This is a genomic window from Variovorax sp. 01T432 (assembly GCF_056398605.1).
Genome location: NZ_JBFTPS010000049.1, coordinates 25,185 through 50,680, shown reverse-complemented (window position 1 = coordinate 50,680; position 25,496 = coordinate 25,185). Strand labels below are relative to the sequence as shown.

Below are 25,496 nucleotides of genomic sequence, written 5' to 3'. Positions count from 1 at the left end.
AACCACGTCTTCGCCAACCTCGATGCAGTCGAGGACGCCCTGACAAGCGGACTCGTCGCCCTGGAATCCAATCCAACGCGAACCCGTTCAATGACTGGGTTCAAATGGATAACTTCTATATCTTTGAACGCAAGTTAGTATGAAGGGGCGTGGAACTTCAGGCTAGAGGTGCTTGGCAGCGAGCACGTTGACTGGATGACGTGGGCAAGGGCGAACGGGCTGATTTCCTGGATGCTGGACTGGCTGCCAGGTTTCCTGGATGCCGGCCTGACGAGTCGATCGCGATGGCGATCGCGAAGCATGGGCCGGATGGTGCAGTCCATGAGGATCCCGCCGGCTGCGATCAGGGCGAGGCCATGAAGGCGCAGATCGCATACGCACTATGGTCTCTGGTGCAATAGCGCGGCTGCGTGCAGAGTACGCCCATGTCCGCGTCACGCCCCGCGCCTTCCTCGCGCCCCATGCGCCAGCTCATTGAAAACCTCCCCCGCCTCCCCCTCGACGCAGCCCACAGCGTCGACTACCCCTCAGCCGTCCCCTCCCTGCTGATCACCATTGCCGAAGAGGCCGAAACCACCATGGCCGCGATCCAGCTGGGTGTAGGTGCCATCGGCCATCTGCTGGCCCATTCCGCCGTGGTCATCGAAGACGGGAGCATCGGCGCCGACACGCTCGAAAGCCTGGGCTTCCTGATGGCCGAGCTCGGCGACCTGGCGTCGGCCTGCATGACGCTCGCCGCGCACTGCCGTCGAGCCGCGCCGCCTGCCTAGTTTGGTCGTCAGCTGCGGCGGCCCCGGCCGTCACCGGGGCGGCAACTCAGATCGAATTGCGCCGCGCGCGATCGGCAACCCGCGGCGCGAACAGATGGGCGCGCTCATTGAAGTCGAAGGGCCAGGGCGTCACGGAAGGGTCGGAGCTGGCGTCCGCGATCGGCACGATCGGCAGATTGTGCCGGCGCGAGCACTCCGCGATCAGCTTCTGGATCTCGGCATTCACATAGGGCTCGTTGGGCTTGCCGGGGCGCATGTAGAGATTGCCCTTGCCGTCGGTCTTCACGAACAGCCCGATGACATCCACCTGCCTGCCCTCGGGGGCCGTGCCGACGACGACGACTTCGTTGTAGCCCGTGTCCCCGTCGGCGCCGTTCGTCGCGTTCAGGATCTCGTCCGGGCTGCAGATCGCGCCTCGCTTCTTGTCGTTCAGCTCGAAGATGATGTCGCTCGTGCGGTTCTTGACCGCGACGTCGGTCGGCGAGGTGATGTAGATGCACTCCGGCGGCACGCGCATGATGAAGCCGAAGGGGTAGTAGGTCGAGTGCTTCGATTCGCTGATGACCGTGCTGCTGATGATGTTCTGGCGAATGATGTGCGGGTTGTGCAGGTACTCTTCGTAGAAGCGCACCATCAGCTTGGCCTTGAGCGGGTTGGTCTTGTCGATGTGTCCGTAGCCGATGTAGCGCTGGTGGAGCTTCGCCATCTTCTCGGCGTCGGCCAGATTGCCCGCCATCGCATCCGCCGCGACCGACGCCGCGCCCTGGATGGTATGCACGATGTACCGGTAGGCCTGGTCGGTATGCACCGCCGGATTCGTGAAGTACTCCGGCCGCCACGCCGCCCGCCCGGCGAACTGGCCGCGAAAGGCCTTGTACGGAAACAAGGCCTTGAGCTGCCTCTCCAGCTCGCCCGAGCTCCGTCCCCGCAGCAATGCCAGCTGCACGTCGGCCTGCGCCGGCTGGAGCTTTCCCTGTGACAGCAGGGTCAGCACCACCGCGCGCGCGAGGTTGCGCCGGTAGCTTTCCGCGTCGGACTTGAAGACGCCGATGCCGCCGCGATACCCGCCGATGTGCAGGGCGCCGCCGAAGCCCTTGGCGATGACGGGGTCGGTGAGCTTGCGCTCCACCATCGCGCGCTCGTCGGGTCCGCAGACCTGTTCGATGATGTCCAATGCATGGTCGACCCGATCCAGCGATGAAGCCATTTTCCGCTCCGCAACAGGGGGTTGAGGCGAGTGGAGGCACCATCGCCTGCGCACTCGCCATACAGATACTCGGTAACGCGGGCGATGTTACTTGGATACCGCGTCACACCCGGCTCAAGGCGACGTGCCCGGTCTTCATGAAAGGCTCTTGCTGTCCTGTGGCCGCCCCGGGCGGTCAACGGGGCATCAGCTGGGCCCACTTGATTCGCAGCCAGCGCCGCAGCCCTGCCATCGGCCGCCGCCGGGCGGCCCGGGGCCGCCGCGTGGCCACGGCGCGGCCCATGCGCAACACCGCGCCGCTGGCGCCCATCGCGCAGCCCAGGAAACCCATGCGCCGCAGGAAGCCGAGGGCACGGTGGTTCGTGGACGGCACCTCGGTGAAGATCCAGCGCAAGCCGGCATCGCGCGCCATGTGGAGCAAGTGCTCGAGCAACTGGTCGGCCACGCCCTGGCCGCGCCATGCATCGGCCACGGTGATGAGCAGCTCCGCGCATTCGGGATCGGCGCCGACGCAGTAGCGCGCCTCGCCGATCAGCTCTTCGCCATCGTCGCGCGCCATCGTGGCGATGAAGGCGACATGGCGCACGCCATCCACGCGGACCAGCTCTTCCAGCATGCCCGGCGGGCAGACCTTGGCGCGCCGGGCGTCGTCCGGTCGCACGGCCCGGATCCGGGCCGACGCGCCGTTGCGCAACTGCACTTGCAAGGGCAGTCCCACGGCGCGCCGCGACGCTGCGATGGCGGCGGCGGGGGTGTTGTGCGGTTCGGGCATGGCGGCGTTCCGGTGGTTGTTGAAGGAAGGCGCAAGCTTCCCGTGCCCCGCCCGAGGGGTCCTTAAGGCGTGCTGAATCGTGCTGAAACCGGCCTGAAGCGCCCCGCCGGCGTTCGAATTCAGAACGTTTAAGGCCCGTATTCAGGACGCGGCGGCCCGCTTCGGCGACATTCCCCTCCACGGAACCATCCTGGTTCCACCGATCCACCCCAAGGACCACCCGAGGAACCATGGCCCTGAATGCCCCGCGTTATGTCTGCCTGTCCGACCTGCACCTCGGCGCGGCCTACAGCACCCTGACGGACACCAACGCCCACGGCGAGCCAGACCCCACCCGTCCCAGTGCCACGCTGAGTGCCTTCGGGAGTGCCCTGCGCCAGTTGCTGTCCGCGATGGACGGCCCGCCGCCGACGCTGATCCTGCTGGGCGACGTGCTCGACATGGGCCTGTCGCCGATGGGCAGCGTGGCGGCCGCCTTCCGCTGCTTCGTCGAGGCGGTGATGCTCGACGACGGCAAGCCCGTGTTCGCGCCGCGCGTGTTGTGCGTGCCCGGCAATCACGACCACCACCTGTGGCGCATCGCGCAGGACCAGCACTTCCAGGACGGCTTGATGCAGGGCCGCATCGACGCCGACCTGATCGAGCACACCGCGCTGTTCGAAGATGCCGGCGAGCCCGGGCCGGCCGCCAGGGTCGACGCCTCGATGCTGACGCGGCTGATGGCGGGCTACCCCGCCCTGGCCGGCGCCCGCGCGGACATCGCCTATCCCAACCTCGGCCTGCTCGACGCCGCGCGGCGCCGCTGCGTGGTGCTGCACCATGGCCACTACATCGACCCCATGTACCGCGTGATGACGATCCTGAATTCCCAGCTTCCGAACCACGGCAGGGGCCGCAACCGCGCCGGGGTTTCGGTCGCCGAGCTGGAGACGCAGAACGGCGCCTGGGTCGATTTCCTGTGGTCCGATCTCGGCAGCGCGGGCCTGACGGGCACCGACGCGACCACGCTCTACGAGGTGATGCTCGACGGCGGCGCATCGCACGCCCTTGCGCAGCGGCTCGCGGCACTGCTCGTTTCCAGGCTCGACCAGGGCTTCGGCATGAGCGGCAGCACGGCCATGGTGCAGGGCCTCACGCTCAGCCAGCTCGTGCTCGGCGCGATCGAGGCCACGCTGGGCCGGGGCGCCGAGTCGCAGCGCGGCGGCTACCTGGACGTCATGAGCGTCAAGGACGTGGAGGACCTGCGCTGGTACCTGTCGGGCGCGGTGAAGCTGCAGCTCGAGCAGGCCCGCCTGGAGGCCTCGGCGCTTGATCTCACCTTCGTCTTCGGCCACACCCACAAGCCCTTCGAGGACGAGCTGCCGGTGGCGGGCTTCGACCGGCCGGTGGGCGTCTTCAATACGGGTGGCTGGGTGATGGACCAGCCGACGATGACCACCACGCAGGGCGCCGCGGCCGTGTTCATCGACGACGCGCTCAATGTCGCCTCGCTGCGGCTGTTCAACGATCCGGTCAACGGCACGATCGCGCCGGTGCGCGCGCGCGGCGTCGGCGGCTTTCGCGACCGCGACAACCTGATGCTGGCCGCGCTGGCCGTGGGCATCGCGCGCACGGCCGGCGCGTGGGACGCGTTCTCGCACTGCGCGCAGCAGGCCACGGAAGCCCGCGCCACGCTGCTGCTCGACGAGTTCTTCAAGGCCTCGATCGGGGTGATCACGCAGGCACGGGCTGGAATGAAGACCCACGCAGACGCCAAGGTGAGCGCATGACGATCAAACCCATCGCCCGTTCGCTCGATCAACTGGCGCCACACTACACGGTGGTCGTGGTGGGCTCGGGCTACGGCGCCGGGGTGGCGGCCTCGCGCCTGGCGCGCGCGGGCCAGTCGGTGTGCGTGCTGGAGCGCGGCCGCGAGATCCTGCCGGGCGACTACCCCAACGACATGCCCAAGGCCCGCGACGACATGCAGATCGACGGCGCGCGCGGCAAGATCGGCGCGCCCGACGGCCTCTACAACCTGCACCTGAACGACGACATGCTGGCGATGGTGGGCTGCGGCCTGGGCGGCACCTCGCTCATCAATGCCAATGTCGCGCTGGAGGTCGATCCGCGCCTGTTCGAGGCGACGCCCTGGCCGGCGCCCTTCCGCGCCGATCCGAAGCTGCTCGACCCGTTCATCGCGCGGGCGCGGCAGATGCTCGACCCCTCGCCCTATCCGGAAGAGTTCCCGCCGCTGAACAAGCTGCAGGCGCTGCAGCAATCGGCGGCGGCCATGAAGAAGCCCTTCAAGCGCCCGCCGATCGCGGTGAACTTCGTCGACCAGGTCAACCCTTTCGGCGTGACGCAGCCGGCCTGCAACCTGTGCGGCGACTGCACCAGCGGCTGCAACGTCGGCGCGAAGAACACCACGCTGATGAACTACCTGCCGGACGCGAATGCGCACGGCGCGCAGATCTTCACCGGCGCGCGGGTCAGCCATGTCGAGCGCGAGGGCACGCGCTGGCGCGTGTTCTTCGACGAGGTCGCCCTGCGCGGCTCGGGCACCGCGCCCTGCGCGGCCCGGCGCAGCGTCAGCGCCGACGTGGTGGTGCTCGGCGCGGGCGCCCTGGGTTCGACCGAGATCCTGCTGCGCTCGAAGGAGCACGGCCTGCCGCTGTCGGACCGGCTCGGCCAGCGCTTCTCGGGCAACGGCGACGTGCTCGCGCTCGGCTACGACAGCTACTGGCAGGCCGGCACCGACGCCAAGGGCGACCCGGTCCAGCGCAACATCAACGGTGTCGGCGTGGGGATCAACAAGGTGGCGCCGGCCGATCTGCCGGGGCCTTGCATCACCGGCGTGATCGACATGCGCAACAGCGAGCATGTCGGCGACGGGCTGGTGATCGAGGAGGGCGTGATCCCCGGCGCGCTGGCCGCGATGCTGACCCCGGCCCTGTTCTTCGCCGACGCCATGCTGGGCGGCGAATTCGAGTACGGCGCCTCGCAGGCGAAGGCGCGCCTGCTCGATGCCCAGGCCCTGGGCGAGGCGGTGCAGAAGGCCCCCGGCCGGCTGGCCGGAATGGCCTACACCGGTGCCGTGGCGCGCACCCAGACCTACCTGGTGATGAGCGTGGACGAGGCGGCCGGCCGGCTGCACCTGCAGGACGACTGCCTGCGCATCGACTGGCCCCGGGCCGGCGACAGCGCGGTGATCGCCTCGGACAACGTGTGGCTCAACCAGGCCAACGAGGCGGTGCAGGGCCAGTTCATCCCCAACCCGCTGTGGAGCGACGCGCTCGGCCGCAAGCTGATCACGGTGCATCCGCTGGGCGGCTGCGGCATGGGCGACAGCGCCAGCGACGGCGTGGTCAATCACCAGAGCCAGGTCTTCGCCGGCAACGAGGGCGACGCGGTGCACGAGGGCCTGTATGTCTGCGACGGCGCGGTGCTGCCGGGCGCGGCGGGGGTGAACCCCCTGCTCACGATCTCCGCGCTGGCCGAGCGCGCCTGCCAGAACCTGTGCGACGAGCGCGGCTGGACCATCGATCTGGGGATGGCGCGGCGGCAGTTCCTGCCGGCCCCGGGCGGCGCCGTGCCGGCGCCCCCGCGTCCCGCGCCAGGCCTGCTGGAGCGCCTGGAACGCGAGGCCTCCACGATCGCGCATGACGCCGAGGCCCTGCTCAAGAAGGCGACTCGTCACCTCGAAGCCGGCGCCATCGAGCTGGCGAAGGAGGCGATCCGGGAGGTCATCGCCAAGGACCCGGCGCTGCTCAGCCCGAGCTTCCAGTTCACCGAGACCATGCATGGCTGGATCAGCACCGAGGCCGTGGTCGCCCGTTCCGACACGGGCCGACGCATGGCCAGCGACTACGAGGTCGCCAGCGCCTGGGGCCGCATGCGCGACCAGACCATGCGCTTCGAACTGACCATCCATACCGACGATCTCTACCAGCTGGTCTCCGATCCGACCCATCCCGCCGGCATCACCGGCACCGTGACCTGTGCGGCGCTGTGGCACGAGCCGATGCCGGTGATCAGCGGCGTCTTCCACCTGCTGCCGGCGGATGCGCAGCGTGTCGAAACCTGGACCATGACCTACGAGATGATGCTGCGGCGCGGCGCCTCGCGGCTGCGCTTCAAGGGCCACAAGGTGCTGCACCAGCAGCCCGGCTCCTCGCCCTGGACCGACACCACCACGCTCTTCGTGCGCGTGCACGACGTCGAGAGCGCCGAGGGCCCGCTCGTCGCGCAGGGCATCCTGACGCTCGACCTCGAGGACCTGCTGTGGCAGGCCTCCACCATCAAGCTCGAGCCGCCCGAGAACCTGCCGGGCGCGGTGGAAAATCTCGTGCCGGCCGCGCGCGACGCCATCTCCGCCGCCTACCTTGCCAAGTTCGGCGGCTTCTTCGGCATGACGCTGTTCCGCGCCTATGGCGGACTGCTGGCCGACCTGAACAATTTCCCGGCGCTCGACCTGGCCCGGCTGCCGCGGCGCGCCTTGCGCGCGCCGGCGCCCGTGCCGCACAGCGTGGAGGTGGGCGGTGGTTTCAAGATCAAGCTCACCCGCTATGCCGGCGGCGCGCGCGGGCCGGTGGTGCTGGCGCCCGGCTTCTCGGTGCGCGCGTCCTCCTTCGCGACCGACACGGTGGAGCAGAACCTGGTGGAAGCGCTCTGCGCGCGCGGCTACGACGTGTGGCTGTTCGACTACCGGGCGAGCCCCGATTCGGGCAGCCCTGTCGCGCCCTTCACCATCGACGACATCGCCCGCGTCGACTGGCCGGCGGCGGTGCGCTTCATCCTGGAGGCCACGGGCGCGCCGGACCTGCAGGCGATCGCGCATTGCGTGGGCTCGATGAGCCTGCTGATGGCCCTGCTGGAAGGCATGACCGGCGTGCGCTCGATCGTTTCGTCGCAGCTCACGCTCCACCCGGTGACGGGCTGGCTCAACAACACCAAGGCCGACCTCGGCATGGCCCGCTTGCTGGAGAACTATGCGCCGCTGGAAGACCGCTTCGACATCGTGCCGGGCACGACCGACCTGGACCGCGAGATCGACACGCTGGCCTGGAAGGTGCCCGTCCCGGCCGGCGAGGCGTGCAAGAACCCGGTGTGCCACCGCGTGTTCTCCATCTTCGGTGCGTCCTATACGCATGCGCAGCTGAGCAACGCCACCCACACCGCGCTGGCCGAGATGTTCGGTTGCGTATCCCTGCGCCCCTTCGAGCAGCTGAGCCTGATGATGCAGCGCGCCAAGGCGGTCGACGCCGAGGGCGGCGACGTCTACCTGACGCCGCAGAAGGCACCCCGGCTGGCGCTGCCGATCAGCTTCGTGGCGGGGGCGAAGAACCAGCTCTTCTTCCCGGAAACCTGCATCCGCACGCAGAGCTGGCTGTCAGCCTTCAACGACCCGGCGCTCTACACGCGCCAGGTCTTCGACGGCTACGCCCACATGGACCTGTTCATCGGCCGCGACGCGGCGCGGGACATCTTCCCCTACCTGATCACGCAGCTTGAACGTGCCGATCCGAGGGAGCACTGAAGCGGTCGGACAGCAGCGCGACGACGGCGTCCTCGTCGAGTTCCGCGCCTTCCAGGCGCCAGGCCTCGATGTCGGGCGCCGGATGCGCCGCGCCGATGAGCGCCAGCGTGGCTGCCAGCGTGCGGTTGTCGGCGGCCATGCGCCTCTCCCCGCGTCGCTCGCGCTCGGTGTCGTCGCAGCCGATCAGCAGGGCGGCCTCGCGCAGCCTGCCCCGGCGCGCCGCCAGAAGGGCCAGCATGCCCGCGAAATGGCGCAGTCCGACCGAGCGGCGGCAATACGGCACGCTGCGCAGCACCTGGGCATGGGCCTCGTCGAGCGCGCCCTGGCCGGTGAGCGCATGCGCGTACCAGTTGAGTGCGAAGCCCATCATCTCCGCGTCGGTGAGCGGCGAGCGCTGCAGGTGGTCGATCATGGCGCGGAACTGGGTCACGGCTTCGTCGACGTGGCCCAGCTCGTGGTGCATGGCCGCCAGGTTGTTGAGCACGTAGAACAGCGTGCGCGCGTTGGCTTCCCTGCGCACCAGCGGCAGCGCCTGGGAGAAGGCGGCCAGCGCTTCCACGGGCCGGTCCTGGTGGCGCCGGACCATGCCCGTGATGTAGAGCCAGATACCCTTGAACGCGCGCAGCCCGGGCAGCTCCAGCAGCTTGCGGCATTGGTCCAGCCTGCGCTCGGCCACCTCGAAGTCGCCGCTCACGCTGGCCACGTACGCGCTCATGCAGCAGGTCAGGCACAGCAGGCCGTGGGGCGGCTGCTGCTCGAAGGCCTCGCGGGCCTTGTCGAGCAGTTCCATCCGCCGCTGCGCGCTGAGGCCGCCGTGCAGGCCCACCAGCGCCAGGCCGAGGTTGAACTGGGCGACGACCTCCGCCGGGGTGTCGTCGCCGATCAGAGGCTGCGCCATCTCCATCCAGCGCACGCACTCGGGATAGCGGCCCGCCTGGTACATCAGCACGGCGGCGATGTTCACCAGGTCGAGCGCCAGCGCGGCATCCCCGCCCGGGCCGCAGGCCCATTCGATCGCGCTGCGCAGGTTGTCGATCTCGGGGCTGCAGCCCAGCAGCCACTGGTCTTCCGACTCGGGGCCCAGGCGGGCGTAGCGGGCGCGGCGGTCGATCGCGGCATGCATGCAGCGCGCGTGCCATTGCCGCAGGCTGTCCCATTCCCCGGCCGCCTCGAGCTGCTCGCGGGCATAGGCGCGCGCTGTTTCGAGCAGGCGGTAGCGCGGCACGGTGCTGGCGTCGACGACCACGATCGACTTGTCGATCAGGTTGCCCAGGTGGTCCAGCACCGCCCAGGCGTCGATGTCGGCATCGGCCGCCACCTGCTGCGCCAGTTCGAGGCCGAAGCCGCCGACGAAGACGCCGAGCCGGCGGAACACCTTCTGCTCGTCGGGGCTCAGCAGGGCATGGCTCCAGTCGAGCGTGTCGCGCAGGGTGCGGTGGCGCGAGGGCGCGTCGCGCACGCCGTTCTTGAGCACGTGCAGGCGCTGGGCCAGATGCTGGCGCACGCCCTGGATGCCCAGCAGCGGCACCCGCGCGGCGGCGAGTTCCAGCGCCAGGGGCATGCCGTCGAGTTCGCGGCAGATGTCCACTACCGCGTCGATGTTGCCTTCATCGAGCCGGAAGCCCGGCTGCGTGGCGCTGACGCGGGCCACGAACAGGGCCACCGCGCCGTGCGCCCCGGCGTCGGCCAGGGCGGCATGCGCGGGCACCGAGAGGGCGTCCAGCCTCACGGGCCGCTCGGCGGCGAGCTTCAGGGGCTCCTGGCTCGTGACCAGCATGTACAGGTGGGGCACGGCTTCGAGCAAATAACTCGCCAGCGCGGCCACCGGCTCGACCAGGTGCTCGCAGTTGTCGAGCACGAGCAACTCGTGGCCGCGCAGGCGTTCGGCCAGCTCGACGCGCGCGTCGGTCCGCCCGGGGAGGCTGATGCTCAGGGCCAGCGCCACCGCGCCGGGCAGCGCCTGCGGGTCCGAGACGTTGGCGAGCTCCACCATCCAGGCGCCGTCCCGGAAATGGTGCGCCACCTGGCGGGCGACGGCGCGCGCCAGGCTGGTCTTGCCGATGCCGCCCGGGCCCAGCAGGCTGAGCAGGCGGTGTTGCCGCACCAGTTCGCGCAGCGTGGCGAATTCCGCATCCCGGCCCAGCAGGGGCGGCAGCAGGGCGGGCAGGTTGCCGGTGTCCGGCCGCAGGGCCTTGGCCGCGGCCGGCATGGGGGCGGCCCTGGGCTTGGGCGCCGGGGGGCTGGCGGCGGGGGCCGCCGCAGCCGCGGGAAGCGCGTCCAGCGGCGCGGCGAAGCGGTAGCCGCGGCCGGGAATCGTGACGATGGCCTTGGGCCCCAGCAGCTTGCGCAGCGCGCTCACGTGCACCTGGAGGTTGTTCTCCTCCACCACCAGGTTCGGCCAGACCATGTCGAGCAGCTCGTTCTTGGTCAGCATGCGGTCGCGGTGGGCGATCAGGGCCGAGAGCAGGTCGAAGGCCCGGGCGCCCAGGCTGGCGGGCTGGCCTTCCACCAGCAGCTGTCGGGTGGAAGGATGCAACTCGATGTTGTCGAAGCGATAGATCGAATCAGATGGCAGCAAGGGGACCTCGGGAGGGGCGGTGGCGAAAGCCAACCGCGGCACGCCAAGGCGGGTTTGTAACCTATTGCGTTTACCGCGTCACCACACGGCGGGGGGCGCGCCCGTTCCGAAAGGGCCGAAACCCGGGCGAAGTGCCGTGGATGCAACGGCGATTGCTATCCTTGCGGGCTCTTTCCAGGATTCACCATGACGGCCTCCGAAAAGCTCCAAATCCCTTCCACGAATCCGGACGGCTCCTACGGTCCCGCCGCGGGGAGCGACGACGCCCGGCTCGCCGCCGAGGCGCGCTGCGAGGCCCTGGCGGAGCAGCTCGACGCCTTGAACGAGATCCTGGCGAAGCCGCTCATCGAGATCCTCGCCGAGCGCGACAGGTTCAAGGAAGCAGCCGCCGCCTGGGATGCCTTCGGCGCCATGTGGATGCTGTCGCAGCGGGCGATGAAGCGCGTGGCGCTCGATCTTGCCGCCCGGCAGGGCGTCAGCGAGGAGGAAGTGGTGGCGCGCGCCCTGGCCTGCGCCAACGGCGTGCTCAACGGCGACGGCGACGACCTGGGCGGCATGATCGCCGAGGCGCAGATGGCGCACATCGCGCGTCACCGGCCCCTGCTGCGCAAGCAGTTCCGCCAGGGCTGATCCGTGGGCATCGTCATCGACACCAACATCGCGCTGGACCTCCTGGTGTTCGACGACCCCGGGTACGCGCAGCTGGGCGCCGCGCTCGCGGCCGGGGAACTGCGCTGGCTGGCCACCGCCGCGATGCGCGACGAACTCGCGCGCGTGCTGGGCTATCCCCTGATCGTGGCGCGGCTGGCGGCGACGGGGCGCTGCGCGCCGGATGTGCTCGCCGCTTTCGATGCGCACGCCCATGTGGTGGACGGCGTGCCGGCGCGCGCCTCCTGCGTCTGCAGGGACCCGGACGACCAGATCTTCATCGACCTCGCGGTCGCGCACCGCGCGCGCCTGCTGAGCAAGGACCGTGCGGTGCTGTCGATGCGCAAGCGGCTGGCGGCGTGGGGTGTGGAGGTGGCGAGCGTCTAGCGCCCGGATTTGAAACCCGGGATCGGAACGGGGTTGCAATCGGGCGCGTCCTTGGGGTTCAGTTGAATGACCGCGTAGTTTCCGTTGGAGCGAACATCGGCCGGCGGATAGGCATGGTGGCTCGCGTGAATCGGCAGACCCTCGAAGAGGCTGCGCAAGGCGTGGCTCGTCGCTTCCGCCCGCAGTCTCGCAAGTCCCCCGCTCCGGGCCGCCGGACGAATGTTCAACGCGCCTGCCGATTCGACAAGACCGCGGCCCGCTTCGCACGCACCATGCACCGAACCCGCGCAACCCCTCCCCCTCGCATCGAAAGGACACCCCATGCCCATCATCGCCAAGCCCACGCCCGGCGCCGAGCTGCTCTCGCCCAAGGACCACACGCTGATCATGATCGACTTCCAGTCGCAGATGGCCTTCGCCACGCACTCGATCGATGCCGTCGCGCTGCGCTCCAACGCCGCGCTCGTTGCCCATGCGGCCGCCGGCTTCGGTGCCACCACCATCCTCACGACCGTCGCCGAGAAGAGCTTCTCCGGCCCCATGTTCGAGGAGATCACCTCCGCCTTCCCCGGCCAGGCGCTGCTCGACCGCACCTCGATGAACACCTGGGAAGACGCCGCCGTCATCAAGCGCGTCAACGAGATCGGCAAGGACCGCATCGTGCTCGCCGGCCTGTGGACCAGCGTGTGCATCGTCGGCCCCGCGCTGTCGGCCCTCGACCAGGGCTACGAGGTCTATGTGATCGCCGACGCCTGCGGCGACGTGTCGACCGAGGCGCATGACCGCGCCATGGACCGCATGGTGCAGTCCGGCGCGCGGCCGATGACTTCGCTGCAGTACCTGCTCGAACTCCAGCGCGACTGGGCGCGCACCGAGACCTACGGCATGACCACCGGCATCGCGAAGAAGTTCGGCGGCGCCTACGGGCTGGGCATCATCTACGCCAGCACGATGTTCAGCGCCCACGAGGGTTGATTCCCGGGAGCAGGCCATGAAGCCCTATGTCGTTTCCCTGGCGGTCGGCCTGCTGGTCGGCGTCATCTACGCGCTCTTCCAGGTGCGCTCGCCGGCGCCGCCGGTGATCGCCCTGGTCGGCCTGCTCGGCATCCTGATCGGCGAGCAGCTGCCGCCGCTGATCAAGCAGGTCCTCAACAAGGACCCCGCCGCCACCTCATGGCTGCATCACCAGGTCAAGCCGCACATGTTCGGCGAGCTGCCGCAATGCGACAAGCAGGCCGAGGCCCAGCTGCCGGCGGCTGCGACGAAGGGCCGTCGCCATGGCTGAGAATGCCGCTTCCGCCCCCGACCTGATCCTCCATCGCGGGCGCTTCACCACGCTCGACCGTGCCAACCCCACGGCGAGCGCCGTCGCGATCAAGGACGGCCGCTTCACCCGCGTGGGCCGCGACGAGGACGTCCTGGCGCTGGCCGGCGCGGGCACCCGGATCATCGACCTGCTCGGCAGGCCGGTGCTGCCGGGCCTGATCGACAATCACACCCACGTCATCCGCGGCGGGCTCAACTACAACATGGAGCTGCGCTGGGACGGCGTGCGCAGCCTCGCCGATGCCATGGGCATGCTCAGGCGCCAGGTCGCGGTCACGCCCGCCCCCCAGTGGGTGCGCGTGGTGGGCGGCTTCACCGAGCAGCAGTTCAGCGAGAAGCGACTGCCCACCATCGCCGAACTCAACGCGGTGGCGCCGGACACGCCGGTGTTCATCCTCCATCTCTACGACCGGGCCCTCCTCAACGCCGCGGCGCTGCGGGCGGTCGGCTACACCAGGGATACGCCCGAGCCGCCCGGCGGCGAAATCGTGCGCGACGCCTCGGGCAACCCCACCGGCCTGCTGCTGGCCAAGCCCAACGCGGCCATCCTCTACGCCACGCTGGCCAGGGGGCCGAAGCTGCCCCTCGAATACCAGGTCAACTCCACGCGCCACTTCATGCGCGAGCTCAACCGCCTGGGCGTGACCGGCGTCATCGACGCGGGCGGCGGCTTCCAGAACTACCCGCAGGACTACCAGGTCATCCAGCAACTCGCCGATGCCGGCCAGATGACCATCCGCCTGGCCTACAACCTCTTCACGCAGAAGGCGAAGCAGGAAAAGCAGGACTTCCTCGACTGGACCGCCTCGTCGACGTACAAGCAGGGCGACGACTACTTCCGCCACAACGGCGCGGGCGAGATGCTGGTCTTCTCGGCCGCCGACTTCGAGGACTTCCGCCAGCCGCGCCCGGATATGGCGCCGGAGATGGAGGGCGAGCTCGAGGAGGTGGTGCGCATCCTGGCGCAGAACCGCTGGCCGTGGCGCATGCATGCGACCTACGACGAGACCATCACGCGCGCCCTGGATGTCTTCGAGAAGGTCAACAAGGACATCCCGCTGCAGGGGCTCCACTGGTTCTTCGACCATGCCGAGACGATCTCCGAGAAGTCCATCGACCGCATCGCCGCGCTGGGCGGGGGCATCGCGGTGCAGCACCGCATGGCCTACCAGGGCGAGTACTTCGTCGAGCGCTACGGGCCGGGCGCCGCCGAGGCCACGCCGCCGGTCAAGCGCATGCTGGAGAAGGGCGTGAAGGTCTCGGCCGGGACCGACGCCACGCGCGTGGCGTCGTACAACCCCTGGGTGTCGCTCTCGTGGCTGGTGACGGGCCGCACGGTCGGCGGCCTGCAGATCTATCCGCAGCGCAATTGCCTCGACCGCGAGGCCGCGCTGCGCATGTGGACCGAGAACGTGACCTGGTTCTCCAACGAGGTGGGCCGGAAGGGCCGCATCGAGGCGGGCCAGTTCGCCGACCTCGTGGTGCCGGACCGCGACTTCTTCGGCTGCGCCGAATCGGAGATCGCCGACACCACCGCGCTGCTCACGATGGTGGGCGGCAAGGTGGTCTATGCCGCCGGGCCCCTGGGGATGCACGACGAAGGCATGCCGCCGCCGGCCATGCCCGATTGGTCGCCCACGCGCAGCTTCGGCGGCTATGCGGGCTGGGGCGACAAGGAGGGCGCGCCGCTGCAGGCGGCGATCCGCAAGGCGTCCGTGTCCTGCGGCTGCGCCAACGACTGCAAGATGCATGGCCACCGGCATGCGACGGCCTGGAGCAGCAGGCTGCCCGTCGCCGATCTCAAGAGCTTCTGGGGCGCGCTGGGTTGCGCCTGCTGGGCGGTGTGATGGCGGCGGTGCGCGCCATCCTCACGGCGCCATGGGTGCGCTGGCTCGCGCTGCTCGGCCTGTGCGCGGCCTATCTGCAGGGCGGCATCGACAAGGCGATCGATTTCCCCGCCGCGCTTGCCGAGATGAAGCATTTCGGGCTCTCGCCCGCCGCGCCGCTGGCCATCGCGGTCATCGCGCTGGAGCTCGGCGCATCGGTGCTGATCCTGACGGGCTTCTACCGCTGGCTGGGGGCCCTGGCGCTGGCCGGCTTCACCCTGTTCGCGACCTTCGTGGCCCTGCGCTTCTGGGAGATGGCGCCGCCCGAGCGCTTCATGGCCGCCAATTCCTTCTTCGAGCACCTGGGCCTGGTGGGCGGCTTCCTGCTTGTCGCATGGCATGACTTGCAGCGCCGCGACGCCGGCGCCGCCCGCGGCCCATGAGTTCACCCGCGCAGCCGCTTCCGCAGGCCGCCCCGGGCGGCTTCGCGCCGCTGCGCCAGCCCGTGTTCGCCGTGCTGTGGGCGGCCACCGTGCTCGGCAACATCGGCAGCTTCATGCGCGACGTCGCGAGCTCGTGGATGGTGACGGAGCTGTCGGCCAGCCCCGCGGCCGTCGCCCTCGTCCAGACGGCGGCGACGCTGCCGGTTTTCCTGCTCGCGATTCCGGCGGGCGTGCTGTCGGACATCCTGGATCGAAGGCGCTTCCTCATCTTCGTGCAGATCATGCTGGCCGGCGTGAGCGGCAGCCTGCTGGTGCTGGCGCATACGGGCACGCTCACGGTCGGCTACCTGATCGGCCTGACCTTCGCCGGCGGCATCGGCGCGGCGCTGATGGGGCCCACCTGGCAGTCCATCGTGCCGGAGCTGGTGCCGCGCGCCGAACTCAAGAGCGCGGTGGCGCTGAATTCGCTGGGCATCAACATCGCGCGCGCCATCGGGCCGGCCGCCGGCGGCTTGCTGCTCGCGAGCTTCGGCGCCGCCGCGACCTACGGCATGGATGTGCTGAGCTATGTGTTCGTCGTCGCGGCGCTGCTGTGGTGGCGCCGGCCGGCCGCCGCCGAGAGCGCGCTGTCCGAGCATTTCGTGGGTGCCTTCAAGGCTGGCGTGCGCTACACGCGCGCCAGCCGCGAGCTGCACGTGGTGCTGCTGCGCGCGGCCGTGTTCTTCCTGTTCGCGAGTTCCGTCTGGGCGCTGCTGCCGCTGGTCGCGCGCAGGATGCTCGGCGGGTCGGCGGGCTTCTACGGCATCCTGCTCGGCGCCGTCGGCGCGGGCGCCATCGTGGGCGCGGTGCTGCTGCCGCGCATCCGCGCGCGCCTGGGCGCCGACGCCCTGGTGCTGCTCGCCTCGCTGATCACCGCCGGCGTCATGGCCGCGCTCGTCGCCGCCCCGCCCCGGTGGCTGGCCGTCGTGCTGCTCCTGCTGCTGGGGGTGGGCTGGATCATCGCGCTCACGACGCTCAACGGCGTGGCGCAGGCCATCCTCCCGAACTGGGTTCGGGGCCGCGGACTGGCGGTCTACCTGACGGTGTTCAACGGGGCGCTGGCCGCCGGCAGCCTTGGATGGGGCCTCGTGGCGCAGCAGATCGGCGTGCCGATGGCGCTGCTGGCCGGCGCCGCCGCGCTGGCGCTGGTGGCCATCGGCTTTCATCGCGTCAAGCTGCCGGCGGGCGAGGTCGACCTGCAGCCCTCCAATCACTGGCCCGAGCCGCTGGTCGCCGAACCGGTGGCGCACGACCGCGGGCCGGTCATGGTGCAGATCGAATACCGCGTCCGCAAGGCGGACCGGCCGGCCTTCGTCCGGGCGATGCAGCGCCTGTCGGCCGAGCGTCGGCGCGACGGCGCCTATGCCTGGGGCATCACGGAGCACACGGGCGATCCGGAACGCCTCATGGAGTGGTTCCTGGTGGAATCATGGGCGGAGCACCTGCGGCAGCACCGCCGGGTGTCGAACGCCGACGCCGACGTGCAGGCCGAGGCCTCCGGCTTCCACGTCGGGCCGCGGCCGCCGGTGGTGCATCACTTCCTCGGGCTGGACGCCCGAAGCGCGGCGCCGGCCGATGACGTCGCGTCGCCCCGCATGGAGTGATCCGCATCGACGCACGCGCGTTGCGCGGGCGAGCCCGGCGCTCCATCATCGAGAATCCCGCAGGGCGTTGCGCAACCGATAAACGAAACCGGGCCATTCGATCTGAGATGCTGAAACTCTCCCTGGAAGCCATCGAGATCGTCGACGCCATCGAGCGCCACGGCTCCTTCGCCGCCGCGGCGCAGCGCCTGCACAGGGTGCCGTCCACCATCTCCTACGCGGTCGGCAAGCTGGAAGAGCAGCTCGGCATCGCGCTGTTCAAGCGGCAGGGGCCGCGCGTGAGCCTGACGCCGGCCGGGCAGGAGATGCTCAAGGAAGGGCGCTGGCTGATCGCCGCGGCGGCCGAGCTGGAATCGCGCATGCGGCAGATCGCCACCGGCTTCGAATCCGAGTTGCGGCTGGTGCACGACTCCCTCATTCCGACCAGCGCCTTCACCGAGGACATCCGCGCCTTCGAGGACCTGAATTGCGGCACGCGCCTGCGGATCTCATGCGAGACCATGACGGGCAGCTGGGAGGCGCTGCGCGACGGACGCGCCGACCTGATCGTCGCCGCCAGCGACGGGCCGGCCGGCGGCGGCTACCAGGCGGTGAACGTGGGATGCGTCGAGTTCGCCTTCTGCGTCGCGCCGACGCATCCGATGGCCATGCTCGGTCGCCCGCTCACCCGGGGCGATCTGCTGGAGCACACGGCTGTCGTCGTGGGCGACGGCGCGCGCCACATGACCGACAGGACCATCGGGCTGCTGGCCGGCCAGCGGCGCATCACCGTCCCGTCGATGCTCGCGAAGATCGCATGCCAGGTGGCGGGGCTGGGACACGGCTTTCTTCCCCGGGCCTGCGTGAGCGGCGAGCTCGCGCGCGGCACGCTGGTCGAGCTGGCGGTGGAGGAATCGCGGCCGGAGGAAAGCTTCTGGCTCGCGTGGAAGCCGGACGGCATGGGCGAGGCGCTGAAATGGTGGCGCGCGCGCCTGGAACGTCCGCTGCTGCCCGGCATCCTGCCGCGGTAGCGCTCAGCTCAGGCGAACCCGGCGCCACTGGGCCGGCGAAGTGCCGACGCGGTTGCCGAAGACGCGCGTGAGGTGGCTCTGGTCCGCGAAGCCGCAGGCCAGCGCGATCTCGGCGAGCGAGGCGGTCGATTCCAGCAACATCCTCTGCGCCGCGCCCACGCGCTGGCCCATGCGCCACGCGTGCGGCGACTGGCCGGTGGTCTCCTTGAAGGCCTTGCTGAAATGGCCGCGCGACAGCTTGCACACGCCGGCCACTTCGGCGAGCGACACGTCGCGCTTGAGCTGTTCGCTCAGCAATTCCTTGGCGCGGCGTTCCTGCCAGGGCGCCAGGCCCGCGCGCCGCTGCGCGGGCGCGACGCTCATGCCGCCATAGACCTGGGTGGCATGGGCATAGAGCGCGAGGGCGATGTGGTCGAGGAAGAGCGTGTTCGCTTCCCACGGCCGCAGCAGCGAGGGCAGCACCGCCGCGGCCAGGCCGGCCACCACCGGGTCGACGGCACCCGGCGCGCAGCGCAGCGCCTTCACCGGCGCGACGCCCGCTTCGCGCGCGAAATCGGCGATCGCCGCGCGCGACATATGGAAGAGCACCGAGTGGAACGGACTGCAGACATAGGCGAAAGGCTGTTCGCTGAGGTCGGCGATATGGATCGCCCCCGCCTCCATGCGGTCGAGGCAGGTGGTGGCGTTGTGGCAGAAGAATCGCCGGCTGCCGGCGGTCGCCAGTTCCACGCTGAGCACGAAGGCGTCTTCCGGCGGCAGCGGCGGCAGCACGAAGAGGTGCGGCAGGCCGTAGTGCATGCGGGCCATGTCCAGCGGCGAGCGGGCCGTCGAGGCCGTCGATGACTGCACCTCCTCGAGCCCGTACTGGTGCGCCAGCTGGCGCCCGAAGCTCTCCGGTGGCGTGGCGGTGTTCATGCCGTCGATCATGCCGATCTCCTTCAGGGCGCGGATCGCCCCTCCTTGCCGTACCACCTTGCCAGCAGGTGCGCCGCGGCCCGCACGCGCTGCGTGTCGCGGCCCCAGCGCCGGCCGGGGGGCAGATGGCGCAGCCAGCGCATGCGCCGCGCGGCCACCGCGAGCCGGTTGCGCACATCGTCGCTGGCATCGGCCAGCACCGCGTGCCAGTGCGCGGCGGCCGCGTGGGGCGAGGCGGCGTGGACCAGCATGGCGGTGGAATGCAGGTAGCTGAGCCAGTCGCGCGTCTGGCACTCGGCCAGCGGCAGCGTCTCGCCCGGGTCGTCCTCGAAGTCGATGAAGCCGATGGTGCCGTCGGGGCAGAGCACCAGGTTGCGGTCGAAGGCCTGGCTCAGGTAGGCGTCGCGCGCGTGGACGCGGGCGATGGCGGCAAGCCCTTCGCGCCAGGTCGCCAGCAGCGGGACCGGGCCGGCGACGGCGGCCTGGTCGAGCCGCTCCCGCAGCACCACGGGCGGGCGCCCGCTCTCGCCGAGGTCGGAGATCAGCAGCCCGTCGCGCTGCTGGGCCAGAACGGCGGGCACGCGCACGCCCGCCGCGGCGAGCGCGCGCAGCCGCCGCGCCTCGATCTCGATGGCGGCCTCGCCGCCGGGATTGGGCACCGGCCTGAGCACGTCCAGGCGCAGGGCGCCGGAGACTGCGGCGAGCAGGTAATAGCCCACCTTGCCGTGGCGCGGGCCGGCCTTCTTGAGCCATACGCGCTCCAGGCCGAAGCGATGGCTGGCGACCGACTGCGCCTGCAGCGGCAGCATGGCGCGCAGGAAGTCGGCGTAGTCGGTCGGTTGCGGAGGCGGCGCATCGGCCTCCAGCGGCGCTGGCGCGGAGGCCAGGGCCTTGCGCATCTGCACGCGCGTGGAAGCGCCGCCGCGTCTGCCGGTACTCATGGCGCGCACTTCATGACGCCAGGGGCAGCGGCTGGAAGCTGTGCGCGCTCGCCAGCGGCCAGTAGGTGCGAAACACGTTGTGCTGCGCGTCCAGCGGGCCGAGCAGCGCGCCCGGCCGCACCTGCATCACCAGGTTGCTCAGCAGGCGAACCTCGGCGTCGGAGATGCGGCGCACGATGTGGTGCGCCGTGATCTGCCGCGGATGGTCGAGGCCGGCGGCCTGCACCAGCTCCTGCAGGGCATGCAGCGTGCTGCGGTGGAAGTTGCGCACGCGGTCGGCCTTGGTCGGCACCACCAGCGCCTGCTGGCGCACCGGGTCCTGCGTGGTCACGCCCGTCGGACAGCGGCCGGTGTGGCAGCTCTGCGCCTGGATGCAGCCCAGCGCCATCATGAAGCCGCGCGCCGCGTTGCACCAGTCGGCGCCCAGGGCCATCATGCGCGCGACGTCGAAGGCGGTGATCACCTTGCCGGCGCATCCGACCTTGATGCGGTCGCGCAGGCCGACGCCCACCAGCGTGTTGTGCACCAGCAGCAGGCCTTCCTGCAGCGGTGCGCCCACATGGTCGATGAATTCCACCGGTGCCGCGCCGGTGCCGCCCTCGGCGCCGTCGACCACGATGAAGTCGGGCGTGAGGCCGGTTTCCTGCATGGCCTTGACGATGCCGAACCATTCCCACGGATGGCCCAGGCAGAACTTGAAGCCGGTCGGCTTGCCGCCCGAGAGCACGCGCAGGCGGGCGATGAAATGCATCATCTCCACCGGCGTCGAGAACGCGCTGTGCGAGGACGGCGAGATGCAGTCCACGCCGATGGGCACGCCGCGCGCGGCCGCGATCTCCGGCGTCACCTTGGGGGCCGGCAGCACGCCGCCGTGGCCGGGCTTGGCGCCCTGGCTCAGCTTGACTTCGATCATCTTGACCTGCGGATCGAGCGCGTTGGCGATGAAGCGTTCTTCGCTGAAGCTGCCGTCGTCGTTGCGGCAGCCGAAATAGCCGGAGCCGATCTCCCAGATCAGGTCGCCGCCGTGCACGCGATGGTGCTCGGAGATCGAACCCTCGCCGGTGTCATGCGCGAAGCCGCCCAGCTTCGCGCCCTGGTTGAGCGCCATGATGGCATTGGCCGAGAGCGCGCCGAAGCTCATCGCCGAGATGTTGAACACGCTCGCGTTGTAGGGCTGGGTGCAGACCTGGCCCGCGGGCGAGGCGGGGTTCGACGTGGCGCCGATGACGATGCGGAAATCGTGGTCGGCCAGGCGGGTCGGCTGCATCGAGTGGTTGATCCACTCGTAGCCGGCGATCGTCACGTCGAGCTGCGTGCCGAAGGGGCGGTTGTCGGGCTCGCCCTTGCTGCGCTGATAGACCAGCGAGCGCTGGGCGCGCGAGAAGGGCGCGGCCTCGGAGTCGCTCTCGATGAAGTACTGCCGGATCTCGGGGCGGATGAACTCCAGCAGGAAGCGCAGGTGGCCGATCACCGGGTAGTTGCGCAGGATCGCATGGCGGGCCTGGCGCAGGTCGTGCACGCCGGTGCCCGTCAGCACCGCGAAGGCCCAGAAGGCGAGCCACGCGGTCCAGAGATGCGGCGAGACCAGGACGACCGCCAGGCTGGCGAGCAGGCCGGCCACGGACAGCGCGAAGGCGCTGTAACGTACGGGAAAAGGCGAAATCATCAGGGTAAAAATAGCGGTCTCCGGGAGCCTTGCTGCATCATAGAGGGCTGCCTCCTCCATGCCATGACAACCCAACCCGACACCTCCCCCTCCGCCCAGCCCGCAAACGTGCCGCTCGGCCCCGACGATTTCGATGCCCTCGACCACGCGCTCGATGTCATGCGCGAGCAGGACGACGAGACCCCCCAGTGGGAATTCTGCGAGGGCTTCATGGCCGCCCTGGTCTGCTCGCGCCGGCCCATCGAGCCGGCCGAATACTGGCCGGTGCTGCTGGGCGAGGGCTTCGCGCCGATGCAGCAGATGGAATTCGTCTGGCGCTGGAAGAAGCGCTGGCGCGAGATCGAGACCGGCCTGGACGCCGACGTCCAGTCGCTCGACGACGAGCGCACCTGGCAGCCCGAAGTGCTCGACACCCGCGGCGCGATCGCCGCGCTGCCCGAGGAAGAGCGCGCGGACATGGCGGGGGAGGCGATTCCGTCCTTCGCGCAGGTCTGGGCGCTCGGCTTCATGTACGCGGTCGAGAACTGGCCCGAGGAATGGGCGGCGCCGCGCGACAAGGAAGCCGCGCAGATGCTCGACGAGGCGCTGGAGGCCATCGTCGCGCTGACCGAGGACGACACCGGCAAGCCGGCGCTCTCGATGTACAGCGACGACGGCCCGCCCAGCGTGAGCCAGAAGCGCATCGACGAATTCGGCGCCGCGATCTGGGCCGTGTACGACCTGCGTCAGCTCTGGAAGAGCATGGGCCCGCGCGTGGAGACCGTCCGCAAGGAAGCGACCCCGGGCCGCAACGACCCCTGCCCGTGCGGCAGCGGGAAGAAGTACAAGAAGTGCCACGGCGCGGGTTGAGCCCGGGCCGGAAACCCGCTTCCGTTTCTCGGGGCCCCTCGCCCGCTCAGATCTTGAAGGCGCGCAGCATGTCCTCGCGCACCAGATCGACGTATTCGCGGTGCTTGCGGATGTAGCCGGCGATGAACTGGCAGACCGGGATCACATGCAGGCCCAGATCGCGCGCTTCGCCCAGCACGTGGCGGGCGATGGCCGAGCCCACGCCCTGGCCCTCGTGCTCGGGCAGCACTTCGGTGTGGGTGAACATGATCGCTTCGCGCAGCAGGTTGTATTCGCAGTAGCCCGCGAGCTCCCCGGCGATGCGGGCCTCGTAGCGATGCTTCTCGCTGTCGTTGGTGATGGTGATATCGGTCATGCGTGCTCGCTCCGAAGTGAGGTCAGGGATTGTGTGCGAGGAAGGCGGCCAGGTTGCCGGCGGCGGTGGCGCGCACCTTCTTCCTGAGAGCGGGCGACCATCCCAGCAGCAGGCCCGGCGTGCCCAGCGCCTGCCGCGACCAGCGCCAGAAATCGAAGTGGTCGTCCTGCGTGGCGATGAGGCCCTCGGGCGTGAAGGTGAAGCGAGAGTCGATGGCGTTGTCGACGATGCGGCCGGTGGCGCTGAAGAGGTAGTGCGCATCCCAGTGCGCCTGCCCGCTCGTGGCGTCGGCCCGCACGTCGCGGTAGCTCAGCTTCCAGACGGCCGCGCCCTTGGCCCGGGTGCCGGTGCAGAGCATCCTCCACATGCCGCCGATCTCGCGCGCGCCGCGCAGCGAGAAGGCCTCGTCGTCGAAGCGCGCATCCGGCGCGTAGCAGGCGGCCATGGTGTCGGCGTCCAGTGCGGCGAAGGCATCGTAGAAGCGGCGGATCGTCTGCTCGTGGTTCATGCGGTCGGGCCCGGGTCCTTGGATGGCCCCGATTGTGGGGCCCCTTTCGCCCAGTCGCGGCGCGCGCTTGTCAGCAGCTCGGGATGCGGGATGCCCTGGCTCCTGAGGAACTCGATGCCGGCCTTGCTCAGCCCCTTCTTGTGCACGAAGTACGCGGCCATCGTGAGGAACGAAAGGTCGTGCTTCCTTGAGAACTCGAAGATCTCCTCCTTGGAGAGACCGCCCGATCCCGGAAGGTTGAACAGTTCGATGACCAGTTGCGCCGTCGGCCGCTGCTTGGTCCTCCCGCTTCTTCTTTGCTCATCGCCGTACAGGGCATTGCGTCCCTCGATCGTGAACTCGCCCGACTCGCGCACGAATCTCCTGATCCTGGCGTATTCGAAGTTCATCTCGCGGCACACGGCCGTGAGCGAGTGGCCGCGGCGGACCGTCCTTTGCACCGCCAGAAGGACCTCGGCCGTGACGCTGGCGGAATCGTTGGCGATCTTGCTTTGCCCGAGGGAGCTCAGTGTGCCGTCGCGGTGCATGAATTTGCGCAGCGTATCGAGGGACACCTGCAGGCGTTCCGCCTCGGCGGCCATGTCCTTGCCGAGGGCGAGACGCGGCTGCAGCTCGCGCAACACCGCGGCCGTGAGCGGCTTGAAGCGGCGGCGCGTGCCACTGAGCCCTCCCCCGTTCATCACGTTCTTCCCAGCCTGCGTGAGGTCGCCGTTGTCCTTGATCAGCGTGCGCAGGACGCTGATCGACACGTTCCGCGCCAGGGCGACATCGATGATCACCCGGTCGGAGAGCGGCATCCGGTCGGGGCCCTTGGCTCGGGCTTGCAGTCCACGCAGGAGTGCCGCGTCGGCCGCGTCGGCCGCGTTGTACGCCATCCCTTGCTCCAGGTGTTCCGCCTCCTGCAGGAAGGCGCTTCCGGCCAGCGTCAGATGGCCCAGGACGGAGAGCCACTTCGTGACGGGCGCCTGCGGCAAGCCGCGCATGGCGGCATGCTCCTTCATCAGCTTCGCGCTGAGCGGGGCCCCGGAGGGCCTTCCAAGCAGGTTCTCCTGTGCCAGCGCCTGCAGTTCCTTCAGCAGGGCCACCTGCCTTCTCGATATCTCGATCCGATCCAGCCTTTGCTCTTGCGAGAATGGCACGCGCCAGCGTCGCGAGGACGCCGCCGGAAGCTCCGCCTGCGCGCCCATGCGTTCCAGATCCACCCACGGGGAGACTTCGCCCGGGTTGTCTCGCACATGGTCGGCAAGCGCCAGCCGCATGTGGACGGCCAGCCTGCGCATCTCGGCCTCGCCGAGCTCCGCGCCGTTCCCGCCGGGCCCCGCGTCGACGCCGGCCAGCGCATACGCATCCTTGGCGCCCATGGCCGTGACGATGGCGTGAAAGAGGCAGTCGCCATCGGCCGGAACGGCGAGCAGCCGGCCATCCACCAGCGCCGAGTAGTGATGGTGCTCGCGCCAGACCCGCACCGGCGTCTGCCATTCCCCGGTGTTGCCGAATGCGTAGACAGCGCCATCGGCATCGTGCACCTCCAGGCGGCGGCCGGCGGGCCATCGGGGCAGCCGGGTGAGCAATTGCGGAGCCATGTCGCCCGCCTCGCTGTTCCAGTTCTTGAACACGATCCAGTCGACGAGGGTGTCCAGGCCCTTCTGGCGCAACGGGCCCAGCGGCGGTGCGGGAAGCCTGGCGGCAGGCGGCGCGGCAACGGGTGCGGCCGTGGCATGCGGCGCGGGCGGCGTGGCGGACCGGATCAGGGCGGCTTCCGTGCGCACGAAATGATCGGCCTGGATGTCGCGCGACGCGTCGGGCCCTTGCGTGCGGGCGCGCTTGGCCGCCGCCGGGCCCGTGGCGGCATCGTTGAGGAAGTCGTCCAGGGCATCCGCCGATGCTCTCCTGAGGGCGCGATCCGCCGCCATCCGCCGTGGCGGGTCCGAGGGCGGCAGTCCCTGGAGGGGATGCGCCACCTCGGGCTGCACGGCAGGTTCATTCGCGGGCACGAAGGCCGACGCGGCTTCATCCGTTGGGGGATCGGTGGGTGACTGCCAGGACGGCAGGATCGGTGACGATGGCGACCACGTCGGCGGCCAGGGACTGAGAGGGTTCAACAAGATGGAGGAGAGTGGGGACTGCATCCATG

The 25,496-nt window shown here is 69.9% G+C and carries 21 protein-coding genes; 12 read left to right on the top strand and 9 right to left on the bottom strand.

Features of this window, described 5'->3' with window-relative positions:
• Positions 1–461 precede the first annotated feature (461 nt).
• Positions 462–770, top strand: a complete 309-nt coding sequence (locus tag AC1DNF_RS27885; protein ID WP_478151895.1) for a hypothetical protein — start codon at positions 462–464, stop codon at positions 768–770.
• Positions 771–816: 46 nt separating this feature from the next.
• On the opposite strand, the gene AC1DNF_RS27880 is transcribed toward AC1DNF_RS27885, so the two are convergent.
• Both AC1DNF_RS27880 and AC1DNF_RS27875 read right to left on the bottom strand, forming a co-directional pair.
• Entirely contained in the window at positions 817–1,977 is a 1,161-nt protein-coding gene (locus tag AC1DNF_RS27880; RefSeq protein ID WP_478151894.1) for a hypothetical protein, read from the bottom strand.
• A gap of 175 nt (positions 1,978–2,152) precedes the next feature.
• Positions 2,153–2,749 carry an N-acetyltransferase family protein gene (locus AC1DNF_RS27875; protein WP_478151893.1) on the bottom strand — a complete coding sequence of 199 codons (597 nt, stop codon included), beginning with the start codon at positions 2,747–2,749 and terminating at the stop codon, positions 2,153–2,155.
• Positions 2,750–2,979: 230 nt separating this feature from the next.
• On the opposite strand from AC1DNF_RS27875, the gene AC1DNF_RS27870 reads away from it, so the two are divergent.
• Positions 2,980–4,518, top strand: coding sequence for a metallophosphoesterase family protein (locus tag AC1DNF_RS27870; protein WP_478151892.1), 1,539 nt, complete (start codon positions 2,980–2,982; stop codon positions 4,516–4,518).
• Positions 4,515–8,267: an alpha/beta fold hydrolase gene (locus AC1DNF_RS27865; RefSeq protein ID WP_478151891.1), complete on the top strand. Its 3,753-nt coding sequence runs from the start codon at positions 4,515–4,517 to the stop codon at positions 8,265–8,267. The genes AC1DNF_RS27870 and AC1DNF_RS27865 overlap by 4 nt, the downstream gene beginning before the upstream one ends.
• On the opposite strand, the gene AC1DNF_RS27860 is transcribed toward AC1DNF_RS27865, so the two are convergent.
• Entirely contained in the window at positions 8,230–10,845 is a 2,616-nt protein-coding gene (locus AC1DNF_RS27860; RefSeq protein WP_478151890.1) for an ATP-binding protein, read from the bottom strand. The two genes, AC1DNF_RS27865 and AC1DNF_RS27860, sit on opposite strands and share 38 nt — an antisense overlap.
• 186 nt (positions 10,846–11,031) lie before the next feature.
• Between AC1DNF_RS27860 and AC1DNF_RS27855 the strand changes: the two genes are divergently transcribed.
• The 8 genes from AC1DNF_RS27855 to AC1DNF_RS27820 all read left to right on the top strand — a co-directional run bounded on the left by AC1DNF_RS27855 (position 11,032) and on the right by AC1DNF_RS27820 (position 18,128).
• Positions 11,032–11,475: a hypothetical protein gene (locus tag AC1DNF_RS27855; RefSeq protein WP_478151889.1), complete on the top strand. Its 444-nt coding sequence runs from the start codon at positions 11,032–11,034 to the stop codon at positions 11,473–11,475.
• 3 nt (positions 11,476–11,478) lie between these two features.
• The gene (locus AC1DNF_RS27850; protein WP_478151888.1) at positions 11,479–11,880 is read left to right on the top strand and encodes a putative toxin-antitoxin system toxin component, PIN family; all 402 of its coding nucleotides are present in this window, start codon (positions 11,479–11,481) and stop codon (positions 11,878–11,880) included.
• A 321-nt stretch (positions 11,881–12,201) separates the two neighbouring features.
• On the top strand, positions 12,202–12,855 hold the full coding sequence (locus AC1DNF_RS27845) for a hydrolase (RefSeq protein ID WP_478151887.1): 654 nt from the start codon (positions 12,202–12,204) through the stop codon (positions 12,853–12,855).
• A gap of 16 nt (positions 12,856–12,871) precedes the next feature.
• On the top strand, positions 12,872–13,165 hold the full coding sequence (locus AC1DNF_RS27840) for a XapX domain-containing protein (RefSeq protein ID WP_478151886.1): 294 nt from the start codon (positions 12,872–12,874) through the stop codon (positions 13,163–13,165).
• Positions 13,158–15,053: an amidohydrolase gene (locus AC1DNF_RS27835; protein WP_478151885.1), complete on the top strand. Its 1,896-nt coding sequence runs from the start codon at positions 13,158–13,160 to the stop codon at positions 15,051–15,053. The genes AC1DNF_RS27840 and AC1DNF_RS27835 overlap by 8 nt, the downstream gene beginning before the upstream one ends.
• Positions 15,053–15,475 carry a DoxX family protein gene (locus AC1DNF_RS27830; RefSeq protein ID WP_478151898.1) on the top strand — a complete coding sequence of 141 codons (423 nt, stop codon included), beginning with the start codon at positions 15,053–15,055 and terminating at the stop codon, positions 15,473–15,475. The genes AC1DNF_RS27835 and AC1DNF_RS27830 overlap by 1 nt, the downstream gene beginning before the upstream one ends.
• Positions 15,472–17,118, top strand: coding sequence for an MFS transporter (locus AC1DNF_RS27825; protein WP_478151884.1), 1,647 nt, complete (start codon positions 15,472–15,474; stop codon positions 17,116–17,118). Before AC1DNF_RS27830 ends, AC1DNF_RS27825 begins: the two co-directional genes overlap by 4 nt.
• Before the next feature lie 107 nt (positions 17,119–17,225).
• Positions 17,226–18,128, top strand: a complete 903-nt coding sequence (locus AC1DNF_RS27820; RefSeq protein ID WP_478151883.1) for a LysR family transcriptional regulator — start codon at positions 17,226–17,228, stop codon at positions 18,126–18,128.
• A gap of 3 nt (positions 18,129–18,131) precedes the next feature.
• Here AC1DNF_RS27820 and AC1DNF_RS27815 read toward each other — a convergent pair whose 3' ends face one another.
• The 3 genes from AC1DNF_RS27815 to AC1DNF_RS27805 are packed head-to-tail and all read right to left on the bottom strand — an operon-like array spanning position 18,132 to position 21,650.
• The gene (locus tag AC1DNF_RS27815) at positions 18,132–19,055 is read right to left on the bottom strand and encodes a helix-turn-helix domain-containing protein (protein WP_478151882.1); all 924 of its coding nucleotides are present in this window, start codon (positions 19,053–19,055) and stop codon (positions 18,132–18,134) included.
• A gap of 11 nt (positions 19,056–19,066) precedes the next feature.
• Positions 19,067–19,984 carry a BUD32 family EKC/KEOPS complex subunit gene (locus tag AC1DNF_RS27810; protein ID WP_478151881.1) on the bottom strand — a complete coding sequence of 306 codons (918 nt, stop codon included), beginning with the start codon at positions 19,982–19,984 and terminating at the stop codon, positions 19,067–19,069.
• Positions 19,985–19,994: 10 nt separating this feature from the next.
• Entirely contained in the window at positions 19,995–21,650 is a 1,656-nt protein-coding gene (locus AC1DNF_RS27805) for an FMN-binding glutamate synthase family protein (RefSeq protein ID WP_478151880.1), read from the bottom strand.
• A 63-nt stretch (positions 21,651–21,713) separates the two neighbouring features.
• Here AC1DNF_RS27805 and AC1DNF_RS27800 point away from each other — a divergent pair, with 63 nt between their 5' ends.
• Positions 21,714–22,499 (top strand): UPF0149 family protein, encoded by a 786-nt coding sequence (locus AC1DNF_RS27800; RefSeq protein WP_478151879.1) that lies wholly within the window; start codon positions 21,714–21,716, stop codon positions 22,497–22,499.
• A 46-nt stretch (positions 22,500–22,545) separates the two neighbouring features.
• Here AC1DNF_RS27800 and AC1DNF_RS27795 read toward each other — a convergent pair whose 3' ends face one another.
• The 3 genes from AC1DNF_RS27795 to AC1DNF_RS27785 are packed head-to-tail and all read right to left on the bottom strand — an operon-like array spanning position 22,546 to position 25,356.
• Positions 22,546–22,884: a GNAT family N-acetyltransferase gene (locus AC1DNF_RS27795; protein WP_478151897.1), complete on the bottom strand. Its 339-nt coding sequence runs from the start codon at positions 22,882–22,884 to the stop codon at positions 22,546–22,548.
• Complete coding sequence (locus AC1DNF_RS27790) at positions 22,877–23,362, bottom strand: nuclear transport factor 2 family protein (protein ID WP_478151878.1); 486 nt, start codon at positions 23,360–23,362, stop codon at positions 22,877–22,879. Before AC1DNF_RS27790 ends, AC1DNF_RS27795 begins: the two co-directional genes overlap by 8 nt.
• Entirely contained in the window at positions 23,359–25,356 is a 1,998-nt protein-coding gene (locus tag AC1DNF_RS27785) for an OTU domain-containing protein (RefSeq protein ID WP_478151877.1), read from the bottom strand. The genes AC1DNF_RS27790 and AC1DNF_RS27785 overlap by 4 nt, the downstream gene beginning before the upstream one ends.
• Positions 25,357–25,496 lie beyond the last annotated feature (140 nt).